The sequence below is a fragment of the Rhodoferax sp. GW821-FHT07F03 genome (genome assembly GCF_059418745.1).
On record NZ_JBWKQM010000001.1, the window covers coordinates 280875 to 305247 of the forward strand.

The window sequence follows — 24373 nt, forward strand, 5'->3', positions numbered from 1 at the left end:
AAAAAGGGCGCGATTGTGCCACGTGGGCACAAGCTACTTATCGCGAGCGTTCGTTTGATTTCTTTGCGAAATTCCGAATGCAAGAGCGTCGTCAAAACTAGCTTCCCATCTCCAGCCAGCATGCCGTTACGCTACCCAGCGGGCCGGCTGGCACATCCCATGCAAATCCAATACCCGGTATCGATAGCGGCCAGGTCACCCGCCGTGCTGGCCCCCAAAAGCTCTGTTCGATGCCCGGACTCCAATCATGCTGCGACTCGGGCGCCAGTGGCTGCGCTGCTGCGTCCGCCGTGCGTGGCAGTGACTGCAGCAGGGCTGCGGTGCGCGCCAACGAGGTCCTTGCGATGCTGCCGCTGCCCTCGCGCACGCGCCGCTCCAGCCCGCGCAGCACTGCCGCGGCCAGAAGGTAGCCGGTGGCGTGGTCCAGCGCCTGCACCGGCAGAGGCACTGGCTTGTCGGCCTGGGCGGCGCGCTGGCCCGCTTCGGCGATGCCCGTGCTCATCTGCACAATGCTGTCGAACCCTCTGCGCTGTGCCCAGGGGCCGCTGAAGCCATAGGCGTTTAGCGACACATCCACCAGGCCCGGGCGCAGCTGCTGGCGCCGGTCCGCGCCCAGCCCCATGCGTTGTAGCGCATCGCCACGGTAGCCGTGCACCAGCACATCGGCACTGGCCAGCAGCGTTTCCCAGCGGGCCCGGTCGGCGGGCAGGCGCAGATCCAGCCGGGCGCAGCGTTTGCCCAGCGTGGTTTCTGGCACCACGGCTGGTTCATCCCACCAGGGCGGGTCTATGCGCAAAACCTCGGCACCCAGGCCCGCCAGCAGCCGGGTAGCCACGGGGCCGGCCAGTACGCGGGTCAAGTCCAGCACCCGCACCCCGCGTAGGGGCCGCTGGGCGGACGGCTGCCAGGCGGGTGCGGCAGCGCTGGCACCCATTTGCCAATGCAGCAGCGGCTCAGCCTGCACGGCCTGGCCTTGCGCGTGTTGCATCCATTGGCTTGCGCTGCGCATGACACCAGCACAGCCACCTTGGGCCACGACGGCTGCCTCCAGGGCGTCGCCGGTCCAGCCGGCCACGGCCTGCGCCACGGCCGCGCGGTCCGCCGGTACCTGCAGCACGGCGAGTGCTGCGGCGCGGTGGTGGGGTGCATTGGTGTGCAGGCGTATCCAGCCGTCGGCCGTGCGGTAGTCACCCGCCACTGTATCCCACAGGGGCGGCACGGCCCAGCCTTGCGGGCGCAGCGAGGTGGCGAACCAGAACGAGGCCAGGCGGCTATCCACCTGCACCTCGGCCGCCGTGTCCGCAGGCAGCCCGAGGGCATGGCTGAGGCTGGACAGCGCCAGCCCGGCCGCCCCTATGGAGGCAGCTGCCAGGGCGGTGGTCTCGAACACAGAGGGCAGCTCGCCGTCGCCGCTGAAGCGCACGCGCGGCAAGGCGGCTGCATCGCCCTCCAGGGCGGACCAGAGGGCGCTGAGGAAATGGCGGTGGGCGGCAGTGTGCATGGGGTGGTGGCGGCGGAGATGCTGGCAAGCCAGTTTAGCCAGGGCCGTATAGCCCAGCAATTTGGAGGTGATGCACCCCTAAGCGCTGCCAATGCCGCGCATACGCCACCCGGCGTATTTCTCCAAAGCGCATGCGTGCCTACAGTCCATCCATCGCCACACACAGGCCCACATGCCGGGTGGCGTATGGGTTCAGTCAGGGTTTATTTCACTACCGGAGAAGCACACATGCAACGTCGATTCACTCTCAAGGCAATTACCGCCGCCGTGGCTCTGAGCAGCCTGTCCGTCATTCCCGCGCATGCGGCTGACACCATCAAGGTTGGCGTGCTGCACAGCCTGTCGGGCACCATGGCCATTTCGGAAACCGTGTTGAAAGACACCGTGCTGATGGCGATTGACGAAATCAACGCCAAGGGCGGCGTGCTGGGCAAGAAGCTGGAACCTGTGGTGGTCGACCCCGCTTCCAACTGGCCTCTGTTCGCTGAAAAGACCAAGCAGTTGCTGGGCCAGGACAAGGTCGCCGTGATCTTCGGCTGCTGGACCAGCGTGTCGCGCAAGTCGGTGCTGCCGGTCGTGGAAGAAATGAATGGCCTGCTGTTCTACCCCGTGCAGTACGAAGGTGAAGAGCTGTCCAAGAACGTGTTCTACACCGGTGCTGCGCCTAACCAACAAGCCATTCCTGCGGTGGACTACCTGATGAGCAAGGCCGGCGGCGGCGCCAAGCGTTGGGTGCTGCTGGGCACCGACTATGTCTACCCCCGTACCACCAACAAGATTCTGCGCGCCTACCTGAAGAGCAAGGGCGTGGACGACAAGGACATCGACGAGAAGTACACCCCGTTCGGCCACAGCGATTACCAAACCATCGTGGCTGACATCAAGACTTTCTCTCAAGGTGGCAAGACCGCCGTGGTGTCCACCATCAACGGTGACTCCAACGTGCCTTTCTACAAGGAACTGGGTAACGCCGGTCTGAAGGCCAAGGACGTGCCGGTCGTCGCCTTCTCCGTGGGTGAGGAAGAGCTGCGTGGTGTGGATACCAAGCCTCTGGTCGGCCACCTGGCTGCCTGGAACTACTTCATGTCCATCAAGAGCCCGACCAATACCGAGTTCATAAAGAAGTGGTCTGCCTACGCCAAGGCCAAGAACCTGCCCGGCGCCGACAAGCCTCTGACCAACGACCCGATGGAAGCCACCTACATCGGTATCAATATGTGGAAGCAAGCCGTTGAGAAGGCCAAGTCCACCGATACCGACAAGGTCATCGCCGCCATGGCCGGCCAGAAGTTCAATGCACCGTCCGGCATCGTGTCGGAAATGGACGCGACCAACCACCACCTGCACAAGTCGGTGTTCATCGGTGAAGTCAAGGCCGACGGCCAGTTCAACGTGGTGTGGAAGACGCCTGGCCCTGTGAAAGCCAAGCCATGGAGCCCGTACATCGAAGGCAATGCCGGCAAGCCCGATGCACCCGTGAAGAAGTAACACCCCCAGGCTACGCACTTCGTGTCTTCGCCCACCCCCTTGCAGGGGGCGATACCAGCGGCCTGGCAGAGCCAGTTCCGCGGTATCCCTGGAAGGGAGCAGGGGCGTTCTCGATGGCTGGTTCCATTCCCTCTTCCTACGGAGAGGGCTAGGGTGGGGGCTCGCCGGTGGCGCCCCCATCTCCTTTTCTTTTTTGAAAGCTGGGACATGTTCCGCCCCATCCTTCCCATTTTTACTGCTGCTCTGCTTTTAATAGCTGGTCACGCTTATGCACTAAGCGCTGACGAGGTCAAAGCCATGGCAACCGGCGAAGCCGAGACGCGCATTGAGGCGCTCAACAAAGCCGTCGTCAACGCCGACGAGAAGACCGTTGCCTTCATCCAGGCGCTGTCCGACGACCAGATCAAGATCCAGGGTGACAAAGTCTTTTGGGTCCAGGGCGACAAGACCGTGGACCCTGCCAGCGGAGCCGCCGTGGCCCTGCCGGAAGACGCCGAAGACGTCATCAACAACAACCAAATGCGCGGCGAGCTGGACAATGCGCTGGCCGCCCTGAAGCTGTTTTCCAAAGACGACAAGGTGCGTGCCGCCTCCGTCAAAACCCTGCTGGCCGAGCCCGACGAGAGCAAGCTGGCCCTGGTGGAAAAAGCCTTTGCTTCTGAGGCCAATGCCGCCATCAAAGAGCAGCTGGGCCTGCTGCGCGGCGCCTTGCTGCTCAACAGCACCGACAAGGCGCACCGTCTGGACGCCATCAAAACCCTGGCCGACAGCAGCAACCCTGCCACCAAGACGGTGCTGCTGGCGCGCCTGAAGGAAGAGGCGGAGCCAGATGTCAAAGTGGCCCTCTCGGCCGCATTGGCCAAGGTGGATGCGGCGCTGGCCTGGGGCAACCGCCTGGGCTCCATCTTCAGCGGCATCAGCCTGGGCTCCATCCTGTTGCTGGTGGCGCTGGGCCTGGCCATCACCTATGGGCTGATGGGCGTGATCAATATGGCGCACGGCGAGCTGATGATGATCGGCGCCTATGCCACGTACTTTGTGCAGACTGTTTTCCAAAAATACCTGCCTGGTGCCTTTGACTGGTATTTGCTGGCTGCCGTGCCTGTGTCCTTTCTGGTGGCGGCCCTGGTGGGCGCGGCGCTGGAACGCAGCGTGCTGCGCTTTCTGTACGGTCGGCCGCTGGAGACCTTGCTCGCCACCTGGGGTATCAGCCTGATGCTGCAGCAGCTGGTGCGCAGCATCTTCGGCGCGCAAAACGTGGGGGTGGAAAACCCGGTATGGATGAGCGGCGGTGTGCAGGTGCTGGCGAATTTGTCGCTGCCCTATAACCGCCTGGTCATCATCGCCTTCGCCATCGCTGTGCTGCTGGGCGTGGGTTGGCTGATTGGCAAGACACGCCTCGGCCTGTTCGTGCGCGGCGTGACGCAGAACCGGCCGATTGCCTCCTGCATGGGTGTGAATACGGCCCGCATCGATACCTACGCATTCGCACTCGGCTCCGGCATCGCCGGGCTGGCCGGTTGCGCGCTGAGCCAGGTGGGCAACGTAGGCCCCGACCTGGGCCAGGGCTATATCGTCGACGCCTTCATGGTGGTGGTGCTGGGCGGCGTGGGCCAACTGGCCGGCACCGTGTACGCGGCCCTGGGCCTGGGCATCTTGAACAAGCTGTTGGAGGGATTGACCGGTGCGGTGTTGGCGAAGATCGCGGTGCTCGTGCTGATCATCATCTTCATCCAGAAGCGTCCCCAAGGTATTTTTGCGATGAAGGGCCGCTCTGCGGAGGCGTGAGATTATGAGCACTACCTCGAAAGTAACTTTGCCTGTCAAAGGCCCGCTGCTGACCCGTTCCGGCTGGAGCAGCTTCATCGTCGCGCTGATTCTGGTCTGCGCCGTGGCGCCAGTGCTGAACCTGCTGACCCCGGCCGACAGCATCTGGCATCTGAGCGACTACGCCATTGCGCTGGTCGGCAAGATCATGTGCTACGCCATTGCAGCGCTGGCCATGGACTTGATTTGGGGCTACACCGGCATCTTGAGCCTGGGCCACGGCCTGTTCTTCGCGCTCGGCGGCTATGCCATGGGCATGTATTTGATGCGCCAGATCGGCCGCGACGGCAACTACAAAAGCGACCTGCCCGACTTCATGGTGTTCCTGGACTGGAAGGCCTTGCCCTGGCACTGGACGCTGAGCGGCAGCTTCGGCGCGACGCTGTTTTTGATCGTGGGGGCACCGGCGGTGGTGGCGGGCATCTTCGGCTTCTTTGCCTTCCGCTCGCGCATCAAAGGCGTTTACTTCTCCATCATCACCCAGGCGATGACCTTTGCCACCATGCTGCTGTTCTTCCGTAACGAAACCGGCTTTGGTGGCAACAACGGATTTACCGATTTCAAGCGCATCCTGGGCATCCCCATGGCCACCACTTCGATGCGCATGACCTTATTTGTGCTCACGGGTTTGACCTTGCTGGGCTTCTTCCTGTTCGCCAAGTGGTTGGTCGGCAGCAAGTACGGTCGGGTGTTGCAGGCCATCCGCGATGCGGAAACGCGTGTCATGTTCTCCGGCTATTCGCCGCTGGGCTACAAGCTGAGCATCTGGGTGATTTCTGCCGTGATGTGCGGCGTGGCCGGGGCCTTGTATGTGACGCAAGTGGGCATCATCAACCCCAGCGAGATGAGCCCGGCGAACTCGATCGAGATCGCCGTGTGGGCCGCAGTCGGTGGCCGGGCGACGCTGATCGGCCCCATCCTGGGCGCCTTCATCGTCAACGGTGCCAAGAGCTGGTTGACCGTGGCCTATCCCGAGTTCTGGCTGTACTTTCTGGGTGCCCTGTTTATTGCTGTGACATTGTTCCTGCCGGACGGCGTGGTGGGTTTGGTGAAGAAGTTGAAGGGAGCCAAGGCATGACGCCCGATCTGATGGACGAAGGCACGGAGCGCCTGGACCGCAAAGAAAAGCAGCAACACGGAACCGGCCAGACTGAATCCGGTGGCCGCGAAGCCGGCTTCTCGCGCATCCATACCCCTGGTGAGGTGGACATCGCCCACGGCCGCATCTTGTACCTGGAAGATGTGCATGTGAGCTTTGACGGCTTCAAGGCCATCAACGGCTTGTCGCTGGACATTGCGCCTGGCGAGCTGCGCTGCATCATCGGCCCGAATGGCGCCGGCAAGACCACGATGATGGACATCATCACCGGCAAGACCCGGCCGAACACCGGCAAGGTGTTCTTCGGCAGCACCATCGACCTGTTGCGCCACAACGAGCCCGAGATCGCCCAGCTCGGCATTGGCCGCAAGTTCCAGAAGCCCACGGTGTTTGAAAAGCTCAGCGTGTTCGAGAACCTGGAGCTGGCGCTGAAGATGAACAAGAGCGTCAAGTCATCCATGCTGCACAAACTCGATTCGGCGCAGAGCGACAAGCTGGCCGAGATGCTGACCACCATCCACCTGGCCGACAGCGTGACGCGCCAGGCCGGCAACCTGAGCCACGGGCAAAAGCAGTGGCTGGAGATCGGCATGCTGCTGATGCAAGATCCGAAATTGCTGCTGTTGGACGAACCAGTGGCCGGCATGACCGACGAAGAAACCGCGCGCACGGCCGAGCTGTTCCTGACGCTGAAAGGCAAGCATTCGCTGATGGTGGTGGAGCACGACATGAGCTTCATCAAGACCATCTCTGAGATCGTCACTGTGTTGTGCGATGGCTCGGTGCTGGCACAGGGCACGCTGGACCAGGTGCAGGCCGATGAGCGCGTGATTGAGGTTTATCTTGGCCGATAGAGCTATGCTCCTAGCCAATGGGGGTCAGATCCCCATTGCGCGCCGTGTGCTGGCGGATCAAGCAGGGTGTGTCTCGCATTGGGGCTCTGACCCCCATTGGCGGGTTGACGTTAACTTGTATCTCCGGCCGGGAGTTCGCCCCGGCGGGCGAGTAACTTTTGTAGAAATCCGCAGAGCGGATTTTCTTTTGCGCAATGCCGTGCTTTGCACGTGGAGTTCGCTCACTTTGCGCAGCAAAGTTACGCGAACACCAAAAGTCACCAAAAGAAAGGCGCCCCCACTGTCTGCGCCCTCCGCTAGCGCTACGGGAACCTGCGGTGCTCGCTTTGTGCGGGGTCTGGCTAAACTCGCTGCGCTCAAACAACGCCAGCCCTTATCCGCCCAAAGCTGCGCTCCTCGGCGCATACAGAGGGGGACCCCAGGGATCGGGATCGGTGGCGCTATGCGCCACATCGCGCCTAGGGCGCGAGACAGGGCGTGTAGCCAATGGGGGTCAGATCCCAATTGCGCGCCGTATGCAGGTAGATCGAGCGCAGTGCGTCTCGCATTTGGGCCCCTATTGGCGGGTTGCCGTTAGCCGCCTGTACTTCACCCTTAACTAGATCCTTCCACCATGCTGAACGTTAAGAACATCAACCAGTACTATGGCGGCTCGCACATCCTGCGCGACGTCAGTTTGCAATGCACCAAGGGCAAGGTCACCGTGCTGCTGGGCCGCAACGGCGTGGGCAAGACTACCTTGCTGAAGTCGTTGATGGGCCTGGTGCCGATCAAGACAGGCAGCATCGAGCTGGATGGCAAAGCCATCCAGGGCTACACGCCGTACGAACGCGCCCGCGCCGGTGTGGGCTTTGTGCCGCAGGGCCGGGAAATCTTCGCCCGGCTGACGGTGGAAGAAAACCTGCGCATGGGCCTGGCCTATAAGAGCGCCAGCACGCCTATTCCGCCCGAGCTGTTCACCCTGTTCCCGGTACTCAAGCAGATGATTCACCGGCGCGGCGGCGACCTGTCTGGCGGGCAGCAGCAGCAGCTGGCCATCGCCCGCGCGCTGGCCGCCGGCCCCAAGCTGCTGATCTTGGACGAACCCACCGAGGGCATACAGCCCAGCATCATCAAGGACATTGGCCGCGTGATCCGCATGCTGGCCGACCGCGGTGACATGGCCATTCTGCTGGTGGAGCAGTATTACGATTTCGCCCAGGAGCTGGCCGACGATTACCTGGTGATGGAGCGCGGCGAGTTCATCGCCCGCGGCCTGGGCAAGGACATGGAAGCCAACGGTGTGCGCAATCTGGTGGCGATTTGATTCCTGCTGTATCCGGGGTAGATAAAAAAATCGTAAAGGTCTGACATCGATCCAGGAAGGCCTTAGAGTCTGGTACTACGTACTTTTGCCGTACCCGCCATGACTTCTTTTCTAAAACGCCTGATTCCCAAGTTTGGTCAGACCACGCCCGAGCCCGCGGCGCCGGCGCAGTCAGCCCCGGCACCTGCCGCCGTGGTTAAGCCGCCCGTGCCGCCGCGTCCGCAGCAGGTAGTGGCGCGCCGCCCTCTGGTCTCTGCCAATGGCGATGTGGCCGGGTTTGAGTTCCGAATCGACGACGCTGTGCAGCGCAGTCTTAGTGCCAGTGGCGATGCTGCTGCGCAAACCGCCCAGGTGGCGGCTGTGCTGGTGGCCGCCCGGCTGGTGGCCATGCAGGGGCGTACCGGCTTTGCACGGTTGCCTGCGGTGTGGTTGGCGCAGGCCGTGGTGCCCAAGGACGATGCCGGCGTGGTGGTCGGCGTGGAGGCCGATGCGGCACAGCCGCTGGCACCCGAGGCGCAGCAGGCGTTGCGTGACACGGTGGCCGCCTTCCGCACGGCTGGGGCCCGCCTAGCTTGGAGCAGCAGCCTGGACATGGGCGTGGCCCCGGACTTCTGGCTGCTGCGACCCGGTGAAGCCGGTGTGGATGCCTTGCTGGAGCAGCTGAAAACCCAGGCCGGCGCGGCAGCCAAACTACCGGCCATCGTCACCGACCTGGCCCAGGTCGAGCATATGGAGCTGGTGCTGCACGGCGGCGCACAGTTTGCCAGCGGCGCCATGGGCAGCACGGCACGCGTGGCCAAACCCAAGGCCCAGGCCCTGGCACCCGAGGTGGGGCGCCTGTCCCAGCTGCTGAGCCAGCTCTCTGCCGGAGCCGACACGCCGGTGATCGTGGCGGCCATCAAGGGCGATGTGAGCCTGACCTACCGTTTGCTGCAGCGCATGAATAGCGCCAGCTTTGCGCATCTGGGCGGCATTTCCAGCGTGGACCAGGCAGTGCAGATGCTGGGCCGCAACGACCTGCACCGCTGGTTGTCGCTGATGTTGATGCAGTTTGCTGGCAGCCGCAAGATGGCCTCGGCTCTGCAAGAGATCGCGCTGTGCCGTTCGCGCCTGGTGGAGCTGCTGGCCATAGAGCGTGGCGAGTCCGAGCCAGGCCGCTTCTTCACCCTGGGGCTGGCGTCCATGCTGGGCTTGATCCTCAAAATAAGTCCTGAGGAAGTAGTCGCTACTCTCAGCTTGCCGCCTGAGGCCGAGCAGGCCCTGCTGGGCCAGGCCGGCCCCTGGCATGTCTACCTGCATACCGCCGCGCAGGTAGAGAACCAGACCGCCAGCGACGCCAGTGTGGCGGCCGACGGCTTCAGCAGCCTGGAACGGGTGCTGGAACTCTCCAGCCAGGCCTGGGCCTGGGCCGAGGCCAATGCGGTGAAAGACGGCGCCAAGCCGGCTTGAACCACGGGACTGGGTCGCTATTTATTTGGTAGCTGCTGGCGCAGGTAGTACCTGCACCAGAGCCACTTTTTACCTGAAACCCTATAGCGTGGCCTGCACCGTACCTACGCAGGGGCCAAAGCCTATGCGGGCCTGGCCGGCACGTTCGCACCAGCCGCGCAGCGCTACCCGGTCGCCGTCTTCCAGGTAGCGGCGCTGCACGCCGCCGGGCAGCTCCAGCGGCACCTGGCCGCCGCGCGTCAGTTCCAGCAAACAGCCTTCTTCACCCAGCTCGGGGCCGGACTGGGTGCCGGTGCCCAGCAGATCGCCGGGCTGCAGATTGCAGCCATTGCTGGTGTGGTGGGCCAGCATGTGGGCCACCGACCAGTAAGCATGGCGGTAGCTGGTGTGCGACAGCCGTGTCTCGGAAGCGGAGCCCGCCGGCCTCAGCCAGGCTTCCAGCTGGATGTCGAAAGCCTGCACCTGGCTCGACCGCAGATAGGGCAGGGCCGCCGGGTCGCCGGCCTCGCGCGGCAATGGAGCGCGAAACGGCGCCAACGCCTCCAGCGTGACGATCCAGGGCGAGATGCTGGTCAGGAAATTCTTCGCCATGAACGGCCCCAGCGGCATCGATTCCCAGGCCTGCACATCGCGTGCCGACCAGTCGTTCAGCAGGCACAGGCCGAAGGCGTGGTTTTCGGCATCGTCCAGCGCAATCGGTGTACCGCGCGGGTTGCCGGGGCCGATGAAGACGCCCAGCTCCACCTCGTAATCCAGCTTTTGTGTGGGGCCGAAGCTTGGTAGCTCGGTGCTCGGTCTGCGTGTCTGGCCCGAGGGGCGCAGCAACTCGCTGCCACTGACGGCGACCGACGAAGCCCGGCCGTGGTAGCCGATAGGCAGCCACTTGAAGTTGGGCAGCAGTGCATTCTGCGGTTGGAAGATGCGACCGGCGTTCAGCGAGTGGTATTGCGAGGTCAGAAAGTCGGTGTAGTCGCCGATCTGCGCGGGCACCGCGTATTCTGCGTTCGCCTGGGCCACGAGGCAGACCTGCAGCCGAGCCGCCTCGGGCGCGCCTTCACGCAGCAGCCGCGACAGCGCCAGCCGGAGCGTCGACCAGGCCTGCGGCCCCAGCGCCATCAGGCCATTCAGCGTGCCGGCGCTGGCGGCCTGGGCGGCGGTGTCGGCCGCCGCGCCAAACACGCCTTGCGCGTGGGCCGCGGCCATGTCCAGGATGGCATCGCCAATCGCCACGCCGCCGCGCCAGGGCTCTGTGCTGCCGCGGCGGCGGAACACGCAGTGCGGCAGGTTTTGCAGTGGGAAATCGGTGCCGGGCTGCTGTGCCGACAAGACCCAGCTGCGCAGATCGGGATCATGGGTTTCGTTGAGCATGGTGGTGTTCTGCATAAATAAACGCTTTCTATGAGGTTTTAGCGGTTGGCAAAAACGGCCCCTTCCAGAGATATCGTGGAACCGGCTTTGCCGGGCCACTGGTATCGCCCCCTGCAAGGGGGTTGGCGAAAGATGCGCAGCACTGGAGCCTGGGGGTGAGCTTTAAAAACGATGGCGGATGCCGATGCCATAGCTGTTGCCGCTGGCATCAATGGTGTTGAAGGGCGCGGGCAGGGTGCGCGTGCGGGTGCTGTCGTGCGACCACATGGCATAGACGTCGGTGCGTTTCGATAGGTTGTGGTCGTAGCCCAGGCTGAGAATCTTGCGTTCCACATTGCCGCCAGCCACGCTGGCGGGCACCGGGGCCGCCGTGTCGTGGGTCGTGCGCGCGGCATAACCGGCCAGGATGCGGCCGGCGCCCACTGGCACGGCGGCGCTGATGTCCCAGAGCCGGTAGCCCACGTTCTGCGGTGCGGCCTGTGTGCCGTCGTTCTGGATATGGCCGATGTGGGCATACAGCTTCACCGCATTGAAGTCGTACGAGGCCGCCAGCTGCCAACTGCTGGTGTCGTTCGGCGTGGTGCCATCGGCAAAAGTCAGCGGGTCTTTCTTCACGCTTTGCCACACCAGCGAGGTGGCCAACGGGCCTTGGGCATAGGCCAGGCGCAGCGCGCTGTTGCCGCCGCCCTGGCCTTCGGATAGCGAGCGTGCCGCCGTCGCCGAGGCGCCGGCAAACGTGGGGGTTTCATACACCAGGGAGTTGGTCCAGCTGGTGCCGCCGCCGAGAATGCCGCCGGTGAAGGTCAGCAGCGGCAGCGGGCCAAAGACCATGGAGTCACCAAAGGCGTTGGAGCCAATGGTGTTCAGGAACAGCTGCGAGATGATCGTGCCCGCACGTAGCCGGCCCCAGCTGGGGCTGGATAGGCCCACCCAGGCGGCGCGCGAGAACATCGGGTCGGCCGCCACATTGACCGGTGCCGGCAGTGCGCCGCTGCGGCCGGATGCTCCGACATCGCTGCGGAAGAAGGCCGACAGCTCGAACAAGGCGTTCAGCCCTCCGCCCAGGTCTTCGTTGCCGCGAACACCCCAGTGGCTGGCCGACATGCCGCCGTCTTCCAGCTTGGTGGTGCGCACGCTTTGTGTGTTGATGCCGCTGATGGAACTGGCAAAACTGCCGGCCACGTTGTCCACCAGGCCGTACATCTGCAGGCCAGGCGTGACGGCAGGCTGGGCCCGGGCGGTGCTTGCGTAACAGCACAGGGCGGCCAGGGCCAAAGGGGTGAGTGTGGATAGTTTGGATTGCATGGTGTTGTCTCCTCGGTGGGGTGGTGGTGAATTTCAGAACGAGCAGATCCCTGGCGCAGTCGGCGGGCGACTGCGCCACAAGCGGAATCAGCGGGGGAAGGGTTTGGCTAGGTGTTCATCGCGCGCTGGCCTGCAGTGCGTCGTCGAAGATGGCGACGGCGCGGGTCCAGCCGGCCGATGCGGCGCGCACCTTGACCGGGAAGCAACTGATGTAGAAGCCGTGCGGCGGCAGGGCCGACAAGTTGTGCAGCTTCTCCAGATGGCAGTAGCCGATCTCGCGGCCGGCCTTGTGGCCTTCCCAGATCAGGCTGGCGTCCCGGGTGTCTGCATAACGCTGGGCGGTTTGCGCGAATGGCGCGTCCCAGCTCCAGGCGTCGGTGCCGGTCAGGCGCACACCGCGCTCCAGCAGGTACAGCGTGGCTTCGCGTCCCATGCCGCAGCCGGCGCGGGTATAGCCCGGCGAGCCGTAGGCGGCCTCGGCGGCGGTGTTGATGACCACGATGTCCAGCGGCTGCAGCGTGTGGCCTATGCGCGCCAGCTCGGCCTGTACATCGGCGGGCTGCACCACGTAGCCGTCGGGGAAGTGGCGAAAGTCCAGCTTCACACCGGGCTGGAAGCACCAGTTCAGGTCCACCTCGTCGATGGTGATGGCGCGCTGGCCGCCGTCCATGGTGGAGGCGAAGTGCCAGGGGGCGTCCAGGTGGGTGCCGTTGTGGGTGTTCAGCTGCACGTCTTCCACGGCCCAGGCCTCGCCGTCGGGCATGTCTTCTTGCTGCAGGCCGGGGAAGAAGCGGGCCATTTCCGGGTAGCTGGTCTGGTGGTCGATGTAGCTGATCTTGGGCCCCAGGCCGGGCGGGTCGGAGGGCACGTCGTTTTCCAGGTGCATGGAGATGTCGATGAAGCGGCGGGTCATGCTTGGTCTTTCGTGGTTTGCTATGAATTCAGTAGCTACTTGCGCAGGTAATATCTGCGCTAGCGGCTTTTTTGTATAAATACTCAGCGGTACAGCGCCTGCTGCGCGCGCATCAGCACCATGGCCGCTACGGCTGCCACCACAATGCCGGGGCTTGAAGCCGCCATCACGCCGCCCAGGCCCATGCCGGCGGCCAATACCTGCCCGGCAATCATGGGTCCGCTGATGGCACCCAGCCGGCCGACCGTGATGGAGGCCCCAACCCCAGTTGCACGGATGGACGTGGGGTAGAGCGTGGGCGCCATCGCATACAGCACCAGCTGGCCACCCAGGGTGCAGAAGCCCGCGCCCAGCCCGGCCAGCAGCATCAGCCCCAGGCCGTCCGACAGACCCAGCCCGGCCAGCGACAGCAGCATGCCCAGATAGATGCAGACGGCGGTGAATACGCGCTCCTTGCCGTCCATCAATTTGCCCACCAGCAGCGAACCGGCGGCGCCGCCGAAGTTGAAGAACAGCTGCACCAGGCCCGCATCGGCGCGCCGAAAGCCTTTGCCCTGCAGCAGCGAGGGCAGCCAGTTCAGCAGCATGTACAGCACGGTCAGCACGAAGAAGCTGGCCAGCCACAGCAGCAGGGTGGACTTCCACATACCGCCCTGGAACAAACCGGCCATGCTGCTGCCAGCGTTGCTGGAGCGGGGCCGGTCTGGCTGCGCCTGGCCCAGGTTGCGGTTCACAAAGGCGCGCGACTCCGGCAGCAGCACGACCAGCAGCAGCGCAATCGCCATCGGCAGCACGCCGCCCACGTAGAACAGGCCACGCCAGCCGCCGCCAAAGTTCAGCATGCCCAGTACCGCCGCCAGGGCCCCGCCCAGCGGAATGCCGGCATAGGTCAGGCTGACGGCCATGCCGCGCTTGTGCTCGTCAGCCGCTTCGGACGACAGTGCTATCAGGATCGGCAGCGCCGCGCCCAGGCCCAGGCCGGCCAGAAAGCGCGCGGCCAGCAGGCTGGGGTAGTCCCACACATGGGCCGTGGCCAGCGAGAACAGGCCAAACAGCAGCACCGAGCCGATCAGCACCTTCTTGCGGCCGATGCGGTCCGCCAGCCAGCCGCCAAACAAGGCACTGGGCAGCAGGCCCACCAGGCCGGCGCTGAACATGCCACCCATCTGCGGCGGCAGCAGCTTGAATTCGGCACCGATGCCGGGTGCGGCAATGCCGGCGGCCTGCAGGTCCAGGCCTTCGAGCAGGGCCACGATGAAGCAGAGCAACAGGGTGAGCCACTTGCTGGTGTTGGGTAGGGCCGCGCCGGTAGGGGTGCTGGCGGTGGGGCTGGTCATTTCTGGTCTCCTGGTGGTTTGTGTTGTGGCGGGTTGGGGCGTGCGCACCCCCGGCGCGGTCGGCGTGCGACTGCGCCTTGCTTGGCAGGCGAAGGGAGTGGGAGAGCGGCGGGGGGCTTATGGCCCCATGGCCTGGCCGCCGTGTCTAGGCTGTGTTGGCATGGCGGTCCTCAGTGCTCAGTGGGTAGGGACGGCGCAGGCACCGCGCAGGCCGTGGGTGATGAAGGCCACCAGCAGCGGCCCGCTGGTGTCGAAGTCGCCCGGCTGGTTCTGGCCCAGCGACAGGCGTTCTATACGGCGGTCGTTCACATGGTGCAGCAGCGCGCCCAGCGCGAACTGGTAGCACCAGGCGGCCTGGCTGCGCGTGGCCTGGGGCAGGGCGGCGGCCAGCGCGTCGATGAAGGCATGGGCCAGCGGGTCGAACAGCTCGCGTATCACCGGCTCGTCTTCCTCCTGGTGGTTGCTCATGCCGCGCGACAGGATGCGCATGAAGTTCTGCCCTGTTGTCTGGGCCGCCACCTTCAGCACCGGCAGCACAAAGGCATTGACGATGTCCTCCAGCAACTGGCCCGGTGCGGCATCGCGTTGGGCCGCGGCCAGCGACTCCAGCCGCTCGCCGATGTAGCCCGCACGTTCGCGGAAGATGGCGTGGTACAGCGACAGCTTGGGGCCGTAGTAGTAGCCCACCAGGGCCAGCGGCACGCCGGCCTCTTCGGCAATATCGCGTATCGATACGCCATGGAAGCCGGCCGTGGCGAACAGCCGCTCTGCCGCCAGCAGGATGTTTTGCTGCCGATTCGGCGCCAGCGCGTCCTCGCCAGGTTCGATGGCCGCCTTGCGCCGGCTGGCCGGTGTGCTGCGGGTGGTAGATGTGGTTTTGGTAGATGGCATAGGCTGGTTTATACGCTTGTACAAGAATGTTGAACACTCGTACAAACACCGATGCCTGCTTTTACCTTGCAATGTTGTACGTTTGTACAAATCATGTTAAAGAAATACCCAGGGGTGGACTGGGTACTATGGTTTTGATAGCTTCTGGCGCAGATGCTTCCTGCGCTAGAGGCTGATTTGGCTAGGATTGGCGGGCGACGCGCCAGCGCGGCCACAGCAGGTTGATCACCAGGCCCAGCATCACCAGGCCGGCTGCTATCAGCTTCCAGGCTGGCAGGGGTTCGCCCAGCCACCAGGCCGAGGTGCCCATGCCAAACACTGGCACCAGCAGGGCCAGGGGCGAGATGGTGGCGGCCGGGTGGCGTGCCAGCAGCCAGGCCCACATGGCGTAGCCAAACAGGCTGTTGCCCCAGGCCTGCCACACCACGGCGACCCAGGTGCCGAGGTCGGCGGTGTGCAGGCTGGTGATCAGGGCTGCGCTGCCTTCAAACACCCAGGCCAGCGCCAGCAGCGGGGGCACGGCGAACAGGCTAGACCAGACCACGTAGGCCATCATGTTCACCTTGCCTGCCTGGCGCGATGCGGTGTTGCCGCCACCCCAGGACAGTGCCGCCAGCAGTACCACGGCCAGACCCAGCGGGGTGGTGCTGCCGTCGGTGTGCAGCATGATGACCACGATGCCGCTGGCCGCCAGCAGCAGGCCACACCACTGGTAGGCCTGCATGCGTTCCTTGGTGGTGCGCATGGCCAGGGCAATGGTGAAGAACACCTGGGTCTGCACCACCAGCGAGGCCAGCCCCGGCGAGATATGGCCCTGCATGGCCCAGTAGATCAGGCCGAACTGGCCGACGCCAATCAGCACGCCATAGGTGGCCAGGTTGCGCCAGGGCACGGTCGGCCGTGGGATGAAGAACACCGCCGGCAGCAGCACCAGCGCAAAGCGCCAGGTGGCCAGCCATAGCGGCGTGAAGTGCGCCAGCGCGATCTTGATGATGGCGAAGTTGCTACCCCACACCGCCACGATGGCCAGAGCCAGCAAAAAGCGACGCAGGGACAGTTGTGTAGACATGTAACAGAAATAGGTGAAAAGGCCGCCATTGTGGGGCCTGTGCTTTACCCCCGTGTGTACGCTACCCTTTTAGTAGCTTCTGGCGCAGGGTCTATCAGCGCCAGCGGCACTTTTTATGCCAGGTTTTGGCGGCGTGTCAGTTGCAGCGGCATGCCGCCCGCCGGGCGCAGCGTGACGTTCAGCACCGGTTGGGGCGGCGCCGCGCTGCCCGGCGCCAGGCGGAAGCGCTGCAGCACCATGGCGGCGATCAGCGTCATCTCGGTCGTCGCAAACAGATTGCCTATACACACCCGTGGCCCGGCGCCAAACGGCAGGTAGCTGCCGCGCTCGTGCAGGGCCTGGCCGGTGCTGGAAAAACGCTCGGGGTCGAAGCGTTCGGGCTCCGGGAACCAGCGCGCATCGTGCTGCAGCACCCAGGGCGTGACGCGCACCAGTGCACCTTTGGGTAGCTGCCAGGGGCCGATCTGCACCGGGCGCAGCGCGCGCCGGCTGATTAGCGAGGGTGCCGGCGGGTACAGGCGCATGGTTTCCTTCAGCGTCTGGGCCAGGTAGGGCAGCTGGGGCAGGTCCTCATAGCAAGGCGGGCGCTGGCCCAGCACCTGGTCCACCTCGTCCTGGGCGCGCTGGGCATAGTCGGGGTGGGCGGCCATGGTATGGCCCCACCAGGTGAGGGCGGCGGCGGTGGTTTCGTGGCCGGCCAGGAAGATGGTCATGCACTGGTCGCGCACCTCTTCGTCGCTCAGCGCGCTGCCATCACCGCTGTCATCGCTGTCGTCGCGCACGGCCATCAGCATGGCCAGCAGGTCGCTTTGTGCGGTGCCGTTGGCCTGGCGGCGCTGCCGGATGTGGCGGCGCACCAGGCCGTCCAGCGTGTGCTTGGCGCGGCGGGTGGTCCATTTGTGCGGCATCCAGTCGGGCAGGCTGAAGGGCCAGAAGAATTCCTCCATGCCGGCGCGGCTGATCACTTGTACCGCCTGCTCGGCCGCCAGCGCTTCGGCGCGGTTGCTGTCGCTGATCTGCTGGCTGAACAGGGTGCGCAGCACCACGTCCATGGTCAGCTGGGTCACCATGTGCTCAAAATTCAGCGTCTGCTTGGGCTGGGGCGGCAAGGCGTCCAGGGCCTGGGCGGCGGCGGCCACCATGTGCTGGGCGTAGCCGGCCATGCGCTTGGGGCCAAAGCCGGGTTGCAGCATGCGGCGCTGGCGCTGCCAGGTATCGCCCTCGGTCACCAGCACGCTCTGGCCGTGCACCTTGGCGAAGACCGCCGTGCCGCGCTCCCAGCGGATGAAGTTGCGCGCCTGCTCCACCAGCACCTCGCGCACCCAGTCGGGGCGGAAGAACTCGAAGGTTTGCTCCGGGCCTATGCGCGCGTGCACCGCGTCTCCGTAGTGGCTGTGCATATGCCGCGCCGTACCCAGGTAGTCGCGGCGCATCTGGCCCAGCAGGGGGAAGCCGAAAAAGCGGGGCAGGGGGCCTGGAGGAAAGCTTGCGTTGGATGGGGTCATGGTGGCTACTGTGCGCCTGCTTGGCCGGCGTGTATTGAACGATTACGACAAGCCCGGCTGGCTACACTGCCGTGATGTTGTCCCACACCTCGCCCAAGGGCGCCACGGCCCACCTGATTGCCCCCGGCATGGGCCTGGGTGCCTGCGTGCGGGCCTATATCTCGCGCAGCACCCTGGGCGTGGATCTGCTGCCGCAGGAACGCTACAACCATTTTCCTGCCAGCCCGCTGTGCGGCATCTCCTGGTTCACGCATGGCGTGGCCGATATGCTGCCGGCCGACGGCAGTGGCGACTGGCTGCAACGTCTGCCGCCCATCTCGTTTTTTGGTCCGCATACACGGCCCACGGTGTCGTACAACCCGGGCCCGGCCCAGGGCTTCATGCTGCTCATGCTGCCCGACGCCCTGCACGCCATGACCGGCGTGGATGTGGCCGCCCAGGTAAACCGGCAAAGTCCCTTGCACCAGGTGCTGGATGCCAGCTGGTGCGAGATGGCCCAGGTCGCACTGCAGGCGCCCGACGACGCGGATCGGGTGCGGGTCATCGAGGCCTTTTTGCTGCCGCGCTGGCAGCAGGCGCGCACCCAGGGCGCGGTACCGGTGCGCAGCTTTCAGGACTGGGCTGAGACTCTGGCGGTGCGCGCCCTGGCATCCGGCGCGGGCCAGAGCCTGCGCCAGGCCGAACGCCGGGTGAAGGCCTGGACGGGCCAGTCCCTGCGTGCGTTGCAGGGCCGCAGCCGGGCCGAGGCCGCGTTCTTCCAGGTGCGCCAGGCAGAGGATGCCGGCAATGTCGTCTGGGCCGACCTGGCGGCCGGTGCGGGTTATGCAGACCAGTCCCACCTGTGCCGCGAGACGCGCCGCGTCACCGGCCTGAGCCCCGAGGCCCTGCGCCAGCGCGTGCAGGACGACGAGAGCTTCTGGGTTTACCGCATCTGGAGCTGACCCCCCCCTTCCGGGGCGCGGATTGCATGTGCCAGGCCGCACTCGTAAAATCAAACGATCCACTCCAGGAGCCAGACATGGATGTTTCATCGGTCTATCGGCAATCCGTTCAGCCTACCCAGCCTACCGACATTGCGTCGGAAACCCGCAACGCGCAACGCCGCGCCGCCCAGCGCGACGACCCCGAGGTGAGCAAGGTCGCCCAAGACCAGAACCCACCGGCCAAGCCGCCGCCCGTGGTGAACAGCCAGGGCCAGACCACAGGTCGCATAGTCAACACCACCGCCTGAGTTGGCCATGGTCGCCATTACTGGCACCAGTCTGTCGATTCCGCAGGTGCAAACCGGCCCCGATAAGGCGCAGGTTGCACAGGCGCGGCGGGATGCGGACGCCGCCCAGAGCCGGGCGGACGAGTTGCGCGCCGCCGCCGACCAGGCCGACCGCTCGGCCCGCAACAGCCAGGACACGGCCAACGACCTGAACAGCCGCAGCAAGCAAATGGACGCCACCTACGCGCAGCAACTGCGCCGCGCCAGCCAGACCAAGGGTTTGATCATCAACGTCAGTGCCTGAGCCATCTGCTACACAAGTGATAGCTGCTTGCGCAGGTATTTCCTGCGCAAGAGTCTGTTTTTGCCTAAATGTCCACCCGCTACCAGGCCGCCGTATCCAGACGGTAATAGCCTTGCAGCTCGCGGTACAGCGCCGGGTCGTACTCGGCCAGCGCGGCGCCTTGTTCAAAAAACACCTCTGACACCACGGCGAAGAACTCGGCCGGGTCCTGTGCGCCATAGTGGTTCAGCAGGCCGGGTTCGCCCACGTGGGCTTGCCGGCGCAGCTTGGCGTAGGCGGCGTGGAATACACGTGACCAGCGCTGCGGGTCGGTGCCCGGCAGACGCCGGGGCGCGCCATTGGCGTGGCCGGTTTCCTGGTCCAGCTGATGGGCAAATTCATGGATCACCACGTTGTGCCCGTCATCGGCCGTGGCTGCGCCTTCCAGGCTGTCCTGCCAGGACAGGATGATCTGGCCCTGCGACCAGGATTCGCCCGCTAGCGCATGGCGCTGCTCCTGCAGCACGCCGGCGCCATCAGACGTGGCACGGTCCACCGCGAAGGCCCCGGGGTAGACCAGGATTTGCCGCAAATTGGCATAGCGGTCGATCGACCGGTTCAGCACCAGCAGGCAGGCTTGGGCGGCGATGACCACGCGCATTTCCTCCGTCACCTCCAGGCCAGCGCAGCCTATGAAAGCTTTTTCGGCGATGAACACCTGCATGTGCTTCTTCAACTGCAGTTGCAGGTCGGCCGGCAGTCGGTGAAAGAGGGGCACCCGGCGCCGCAATATCTTGCGCCAGGCGCTGGGGAATGCCTGCTGCTGCAGCTTGCGCCGGCGCCGCGCCACCCACCAGCGCGGCAGCAGCCAGCCCAGGGCGCACACCAGACTCAGGATCAGCAGGGCGATGAGGGTGGCGGTAGGGGTATCCATGGAAATCGGTGTGGCAACAAATCGGTGCGGAACCTGCTAGCTGGGTGCAAGCGCGGCGTTTGCAATGCCGGCGCCGATGATTTTGCCGGTGGACGTGGGAGGGTCCACCCTAGGTACAAAGCGGCGCAGCAGGTGCAAGATCCATAGGCTGTGGTGCAGGCTGGGTGCGAATGCGGTGGCGCTGGGCTGGTGCAGCACAGTGGGGCAGATGCGCGCACCAAGCCGGCTGCCTTTCGTCGAGTCGTTTCAATGTGGACACTGGGCGGGTGTAGAAAATGCCCGCCGATAACATGATGCAAACAGACTGTGACTCGGCCAAGCCGCCCGCGGGCTTGCTTTCCACGGAGCCCGCCGGGCGCCGGGAGATTCGGCATGCTGCCATTTCAGTCGCCGTCTCTCTGCTGGTGTTTGCGGCGGCCGTGCCATTTGCCAGGATGCCGCTGGTACAGATTCCCGCCTTTATTCCCATGTATGGGTCGGTGCTGGTGATCTGCGATCTGATCACCGCCGTGCTGTTGTTTGGTCAGTTCAGCGTGGTGCGCACGCCGGCTTTGTTGCTGCTGGCCTGTGGCTATCTGTTCACGGCAAGCGCCACGCTGGAGTATCTGTCGATTTTTCCTGGTCTCTTGTCGCCAACCGGCCTGTTCGGGTCGGGGCCCCAGACTTCGTCTGCGATGTACATGTTCTGGCACAGCGGGTTTCCGCTGGCCATCATGGGCTATACGTTGTTGAAGGGCAAGGTTTTCAAACCCTTTCAACCGCAGCAGCTGATGCGGGATCGCCCATCCATTGCGATTGCTGTCGCTGTGGTGGGCATATTTGTTCTGGTGGCTGGGTTTGGGCTCTTCGCCACGCAGGGCCAGGCCTATATTCCGATTTTTCTCAATGGCAACCGCACCACCGATATGGGGCACAGGTTTTTATTCGGCGTGTGGGCTCTCAGCCTGGCCGCCTTGGTGGCGGTGTGGAAGAAGAAGCCGCACACGGTACTGGACGTGTGGCTGCTGGTCGTCATGTGCGTGTGGTTGTTCGATATTGCACTGGCGGCGCTTTTGAATACCGGCCGATACGATTTGGGCTGGTATGTAGGCCGGATCTACGGTCTGCTGGCCGCGAGCTTTTTGCTGATTGCTTTGTTGATTGAAGATGTGAAGCAGCACCAGCGGCTGTTCCAGCTGTCGATCAAGCTTGGTGTGGCCAACAAGGTTCTGGCGAATTTAGCGCGGCATGACGGATTGACGGGGCTGGCGAACCGGCGGTATTTTGATGAGTATCTGGCGGAGCAGATTGCTGTTGCGAGCCGCTTCCACAGGCCGTTGGCCTTGATCCTTTGCGACATAGACCATTTCAAGGATTTCAATGACCACTACGGACACCAGGCGGGTGACGCTTGCCTGAAGCGCGTTGCACGCGTGCTCGCGTCCTGCTCGCACCGTCCGGCTGATCTGGTGGCGCGCTACGGGGGCGAAGAGTTTGCCTTCATCCTGCCCGATACCGATCTGCGGGCCGCCGCGCGGATGGCGGAGGAGATACGCCGTGAAGTCAGCCACCTGGGCATTGCGCATGCCCATTCCTCGGCGGGTTCTTGTGTCAGTATCAGCAGCGGGGTTTCCGAGCTGGTGCCACCCATGCAAGCCCCGCAGCTGATTGCTGCAGCCGATGAGTTGCTCTATCACGCTAAGGGCTTGGGGAGGAACCAGGTGGTCAGTGCATGGGCGGTCATCTAGCCCCGACTAGCCATGTCAGCGTGTGCCCTGTTGCGCGAAGCCCAACGCGGCTTCCACCATGCGGCGCAGATGCGGCTGGATGCGGGCTGCCACCTCGGGCAGGTAGTCGAAGGGCATGGCTTCCTGCATATAGCTGCACTGCGTCATCTCCAGCTGGATCGCATGGATGTTCTGCGCAGGCTGGCCGTACTGGCGGGTGATGTAGCCGCCCTTGAAGCGGCCGTTCAGCACCGCGGTGTGGCCGGGCACGGACTCGGCGATGGCCAGCAGCTGGGCCGCCATCGCCGGGTCGCAACTGATGCCGTTGCCGCTGCCCAGGTTCAGGTCCGGCAGCTTGCCTTCGAAGAAGCGCGGCAGCACCGAGCGGATCGAATGCGCATCCCACAGCACGGCTTTGCCATGCACGGCCTTCAACCGCGCCAGTTCGGCCTGCAGCTGCTGGTGGTAGGGCTGCCAAATGCTGTCGCGGCGCTCGGCGATCTCGGCTTCACCGGGTACATCCTGCGGGTCGCGGTACAGCGGTTGGTCATCAAAATCGTCCACCGGGCAGAGTCCGGTGACGCTCTGGCCCGGGTACAGGCTGGCGCCCGAGGGGTCCCGGTTCAGGTCGATCACATAGCGCGAATGGGTGGCTATCAGCAGCGATGCGCCCAGGTCTTTGGCGAAGCCGTACAGACGCTCCAGGTGCCAGTCGGTGTCGTGCACTTGTTGGGCCACATCGGTCAGGCGCGTGGCCAGGGCCGGTGGCACATAGGTGCCGACATGGGGCATGGAGATCAGCAGCGGTTGTGTGCCTTGGTGGAAGTTAAAGGCTTGCATGGAGGCTCCTGGAGAGGTGAAGAAGGCGGCGGTTTACGCCGGGTGAGGGTATGTTTGAAGGTTTGTGGTGGTGGCCAAGCGCGACAATAGGGGGTATTCCCTTGTGCCACTGCGGCCCCTTTGTCAGACAGCTTGCGTGCTGAATTCCATGTACCGAGACACCAAACCGTTCTTCTTGCTCAGCGATGCACCTGTTCCAGTGGCGCTGCAGCCCTGGGTGCGTGCACGCCATAGTCCGGCCGTGCCACTCACTCCTGCGGACCCTGCATTGCAGGGCTGGATGCATGACCCGGATGCGGGCCGTTGCTGGCTGGTGGACGGGACAGAGTCGAATGCATGGCTTGCCTGCGTGGACGCCATGCGTGCCGCGGGTTGGCTGGAGGGTTTGCCATGGGCGCTGTGGTTGTCGCAGCCCGGCATGCGGGACCTCTATGCGTCGACAGCCTGGGAGCAGGGGGCGGTGGAGGTATTCGATACGGCGCAGGGCGCAGGTCTGGCGCATCAGGTCCAGGCTTTGTTGCAGCGCCTGTGCTCGCCCCATGGCCAGGCGGCCCAACTGCGCCGCAACCGTACCGAGCAAAAGGCCTTGCGCGCCAGCCTGGACAACCTGCCTGCACCCATCTTCATCAAGAATGCCGACGGCGTCTATACCGAGGCCAACCAGTCCTTTGTGGACTTTTTGGGGCTGCCGCGCGAACAGATCATTGGCAAGACGGTCTATGACGTGGCGCCACCCGAGTTGGCGGCCATATATGCCGATGCCGACCAGCGCCTGCTGGCATCCGGCACCCGGCAAATCTACGACACCCAGGTGCGCTGGGCCGACGGCAGCCTGCGCGAGGTGACGTTTTACAAAGCCGTGTTCCACGGCGTGGACGGTGCACCCGCAGGGCAGGCCGGCGCCATTTTTGACATCACCGAGCGCAAGCGCATGGAGCGCCGTTTGCGTACCCTGGCCGAGACCGACAGCCTGACCGGAATCCTGAACCGGCGCAGTTTCATCGAGCAGGCCGAGCGTCGCATGCGCGATGCCCTGGCTGCGCAGGAACCGGTCACCGTGATGCTGTTCGACCTGGACCATTTCAAGCAGATCAACGACCTGCACGGCCACGCGGCGGGTGACGCGGTGCTGTGCCATATCAGCAGCCTGGTCGGCCATCTGCTGCGGGCCGAGGACATGCTGGCGCGCATGGGTGGTGACGAGTTCGCCATCATGCTGCACGGCGCCCTGGACGGCCATGCCGTGGCCGAGCGCCTGCCCGCCGTGGTGGCCGCCACGCCCATGGCGCAGCCCCCACAGCACGTGGCCTGCACCATCAGCCTGGGGGCTTTGATCATCCATCCGGGGCAGCACAGCCTGGACAGCCTGCTGCACCAGGCCGACCTGGCCTTGTACGAGGCCAAGAACCAGGGGCGCAATCGCAGCGTGGTGCGCGACTACCGGCTGTTGAGCCCGGTCTAGGCCCGATCTGCGGCTCGGCGGCCTGT

22 protein-coding genes are annotated in these 24373 nt (G+C 64.6%); 11 read left to right on the plus strand and 11 right to left on the minus strand.

The genetic code is table 11. The features are described from left to right. Positions 1-97: 97 nt before the first annotated feature. A complete protein-coding gene (locus AC07R0_RS01260) occupies positions 98-1501 on the minus strand; it encodes a CoA transferase (protein WP_495103474.1) in 1404 nt (467 codons plus the stop codon). 228 nt (positions 1502-1729) lie between these two features. Here AC07R0_RS01260 and urtA point away from each other — a divergent pair, with 228 nt between their 5' ends. The 6 genes from urtA (at position 1730) to AC07R0_RS01290 (ending at position 9524) form a co-directional block, all read left to right on the plus strand. Continuing rightward, positions 1730-2989: an urea ABC transporter substrate-binding protein gene (gene urtA, locus AC07R0_RS01265; RefSeq protein WP_495098273.1), complete on the plus strand. Its 1260-nt coding sequence runs from the start codon at positions 1730-1732 to the stop codon at positions 2987-2989. A gap of 207 nt (positions 2990-3196) precedes the next feature. Next, positions 3197-4777 carry an urea ABC transporter permease subunit UrtB gene (urtB, locus tag AC07R0_RS01270; RefSeq protein WP_495103475.1) on the plus strand — a complete coding sequence of 527 codons (1581 nt, stop codon included), beginning with the start codon at positions 3197-3199 and terminating at the stop codon, positions 4775-4777. Between the two features lie 4 nt (positions 4778-4781). After that, entirely contained in the window at positions 4782-5894 is a 1113-nt protein-coding gene (gene urtC / locus AC07R0_RS01275; RefSeq protein WP_495103476.1) for an urea ABC transporter permease subunit UrtC, read from the plus strand. Further along, complete coding sequence (gene urtD, locus AC07R0_RS01280; RefSeq protein WP_495103477.1) at positions 5891-6769, plus strand: urea ABC transporter ATP-binding protein UrtD; 879 nt, start codon at positions 5891-5893, stop codon at positions 6767-6769. The genes urtC and urtD overlap by 4 nt, the downstream gene beginning before the upstream one ends. 613 nt (positions 6770-7382) lie before the next feature. After that, a complete protein-coding gene (urtE, locus tag AC07R0_RS01285; RefSeq protein WP_495103478.1) occupies positions 7383-8075 on the plus strand; it encodes an urea ABC transporter ATP-binding subunit UrtE in 693 nt (230 codons plus the stop codon). Positions 8076-8174: 99 nt separating this feature from the next. Beyond that, positions 8175-9524, plus strand: a complete 1350-nt coding sequence (locus AC07R0_RS01290) for an HDOD domain-containing protein (RefSeq protein ID WP_495103479.1) — start codon at positions 8175-8177, stop codon at positions 9522-9524. A gap of 81 nt (positions 9525-9605) precedes the next feature. Here the strand turns inward: AC07R0_RS01290 and fahA are convergent, their stop codons facing one another. The 7 genes from fahA to AC07R0_RS01325 form a co-directional block, all read right to left on the minus strand. Further along, a complete protein-coding gene (fahA, locus tag AC07R0_RS01295) occupies positions 9606-10907 on the minus strand; it encodes a fumarylacetoacetase (protein ID WP_495103480.1) in 1302 nt (433 codons plus the stop codon). 147 nt (positions 10908-11054) lie between these two features. Then, positions 11055-12197 (minus strand): porin, encoded by a 1143-nt coding sequence (locus AC07R0_RS01300; RefSeq protein WP_495103481.1) that lies wholly within the window; start codon positions 12195-12197, stop codon positions 11055-11057. 115 nt (positions 12198-12312) lie between these two features. After that, entirely contained in the window at positions 12313-13110 is a 798-nt protein-coding gene (locus AC07R0_RS01305; RefSeq protein ID WP_495076419.1) for a cyclase family protein, read from the minus strand. A gap of 83 nt (positions 13111-13193) precedes the next feature. Further along, positions 13194-14447 (minus strand): 3-(3-hydroxy-phenyl)propionate transporter MhpT, encoded by a 1254-nt coding sequence (gene mhpT / locus AC07R0_RS01310; protein WP_495103482.1) that lies wholly within the window; start codon positions 14445-14447, stop codon positions 13194-13196. A 177-nt stretch (positions 14448-14624) separates the two neighbouring features. After that, positions 14625-15338, minus strand: coding sequence for a TetR/AcrR family transcriptional regulator (locus AC07R0_RS01315; RefSeq protein ID WP_495103483.1), 714 nt, complete (start codon positions 15336-15338; stop codon positions 14625-14627). A gap of 181 nt (positions 15339-15519) precedes the next feature. Continuing rightward, positions 15520-16407 carry an EamA family transporter gene (locus AC07R0_RS01320; protein WP_495103484.1) on the minus strand — a complete coding sequence of 296 codons (888 nt, stop codon included), beginning with the start codon at positions 16405-16407 and terminating at the stop codon, positions 15520-15522. A gap of 113 nt (positions 16408-16520) precedes the next feature. After that, on the minus strand, positions 16521-17912 hold the full coding sequence (locus tag AC07R0_RS01325) for a cytochrome P450 (RefSeq protein ID WP_495103485.1): 1392 nt from the start codon (positions 17910-17912) through the stop codon (positions 16521-16523). A gap of 74 nt (positions 17913-17986) precedes the next feature. On the opposite strand from AC07R0_RS01325, the gene AC07R0_RS01330 reads away from it, so the two are divergent. The 3 genes from AC07R0_RS01330 to AC07R0_RS01340 all read left to right on the plus strand — a co-directional run bounded on the left by AC07R0_RS01330 (position 17987) and on the right by AC07R0_RS01340 (position 19426). Beyond that, entirely contained in the window at positions 17987-18853 is an 867-nt protein-coding gene (locus tag AC07R0_RS01330) for an AraC family transcriptional regulator (RefSeq protein WP_495103486.1), read from the plus strand. A gap of 77 nt (positions 18854-18930) precedes the next feature. Further along, positions 18931-19143, plus strand: a complete 213-nt coding sequence (locus AC07R0_RS01335) for a hypothetical protein (protein ID WP_495076425.1) — start codon at positions 18931-18933, stop codon at positions 19141-19143. 7 nt (positions 19144-19150) lie between these two features. Further along, the gene (locus AC07R0_RS01340) at positions 19151-19426 is read left to right on the plus strand and encodes a hypothetical protein (RefSeq protein WP_495076426.1); all 276 of its coding nucleotides are present in this window, start codon (positions 19151-19153) and stop codon (positions 19424-19426) included. Between the two features lie 79 nt (positions 19427-19505). Here the strand turns inward: AC07R0_RS01340 and AC07R0_RS01345 are convergent, their stop codons facing one another. Together AC07R0_RS01345 and AC07R0_RS01350 are read right to left on the minus strand one after the other, a co-directional pair. Then, positions 19506-20339, minus strand: a complete 834-nt coding sequence (locus AC07R0_RS01345) for a M90 family metallopeptidase (protein ID WP_495103487.1) — start codon at positions 20337-20339, stop codon at positions 19506-19508. Between the two features lie 36 nt (positions 20340-20375). Next, complete coding sequence (locus AC07R0_RS01350; protein ID WP_495076428.1) at positions 20376-20537, minus strand: hypothetical protein; 162 nt, start codon at positions 20535-20537, stop codon at positions 20376-20378. Between the two features lie 77 nt (positions 20538-20614). On the opposite strand from AC07R0_RS01350, the gene AC07R0_RS01355 reads away from it, so the two are divergent. Further along, a complete protein-coding gene (locus AC07R0_RS01355; protein WP_495103488.1) occupies positions 20615-22066 on the plus strand; it encodes a sensor domain-containing diguanylate cyclase in 1452 nt (483 codons plus the stop codon). A 15-nt stretch (positions 22067-22081) separates the two neighbouring features. Here AC07R0_RS01355 and hutG read toward each other — a convergent pair whose 3' ends face one another. Then, on the minus strand, positions 22082-22885 hold the full coding sequence (gene hutG / locus AC07R0_RS01360) for an N-formylglutamate deformylase (RefSeq protein WP_495103489.1): 804 nt from the start codon (positions 22883-22885) through the stop codon (positions 22082-22084). Positions 22886-23033: 148 nt separating this feature from the next. On the opposite strand from hutG, the gene AC07R0_RS01365 reads away from it, so the two are divergent. Beyond that, the gene (locus AC07R0_RS01365) at positions 23034-24347 is read left to right on the plus strand and encodes a sensor domain-containing diguanylate cyclase (protein WP_495103490.1); all 1314 of its coding nucleotides are present in this window, start codon (positions 23034-23036) and stop codon (positions 24345-24347) included. Positions 24348-24373: the final 26 nt, after the last annotated feature.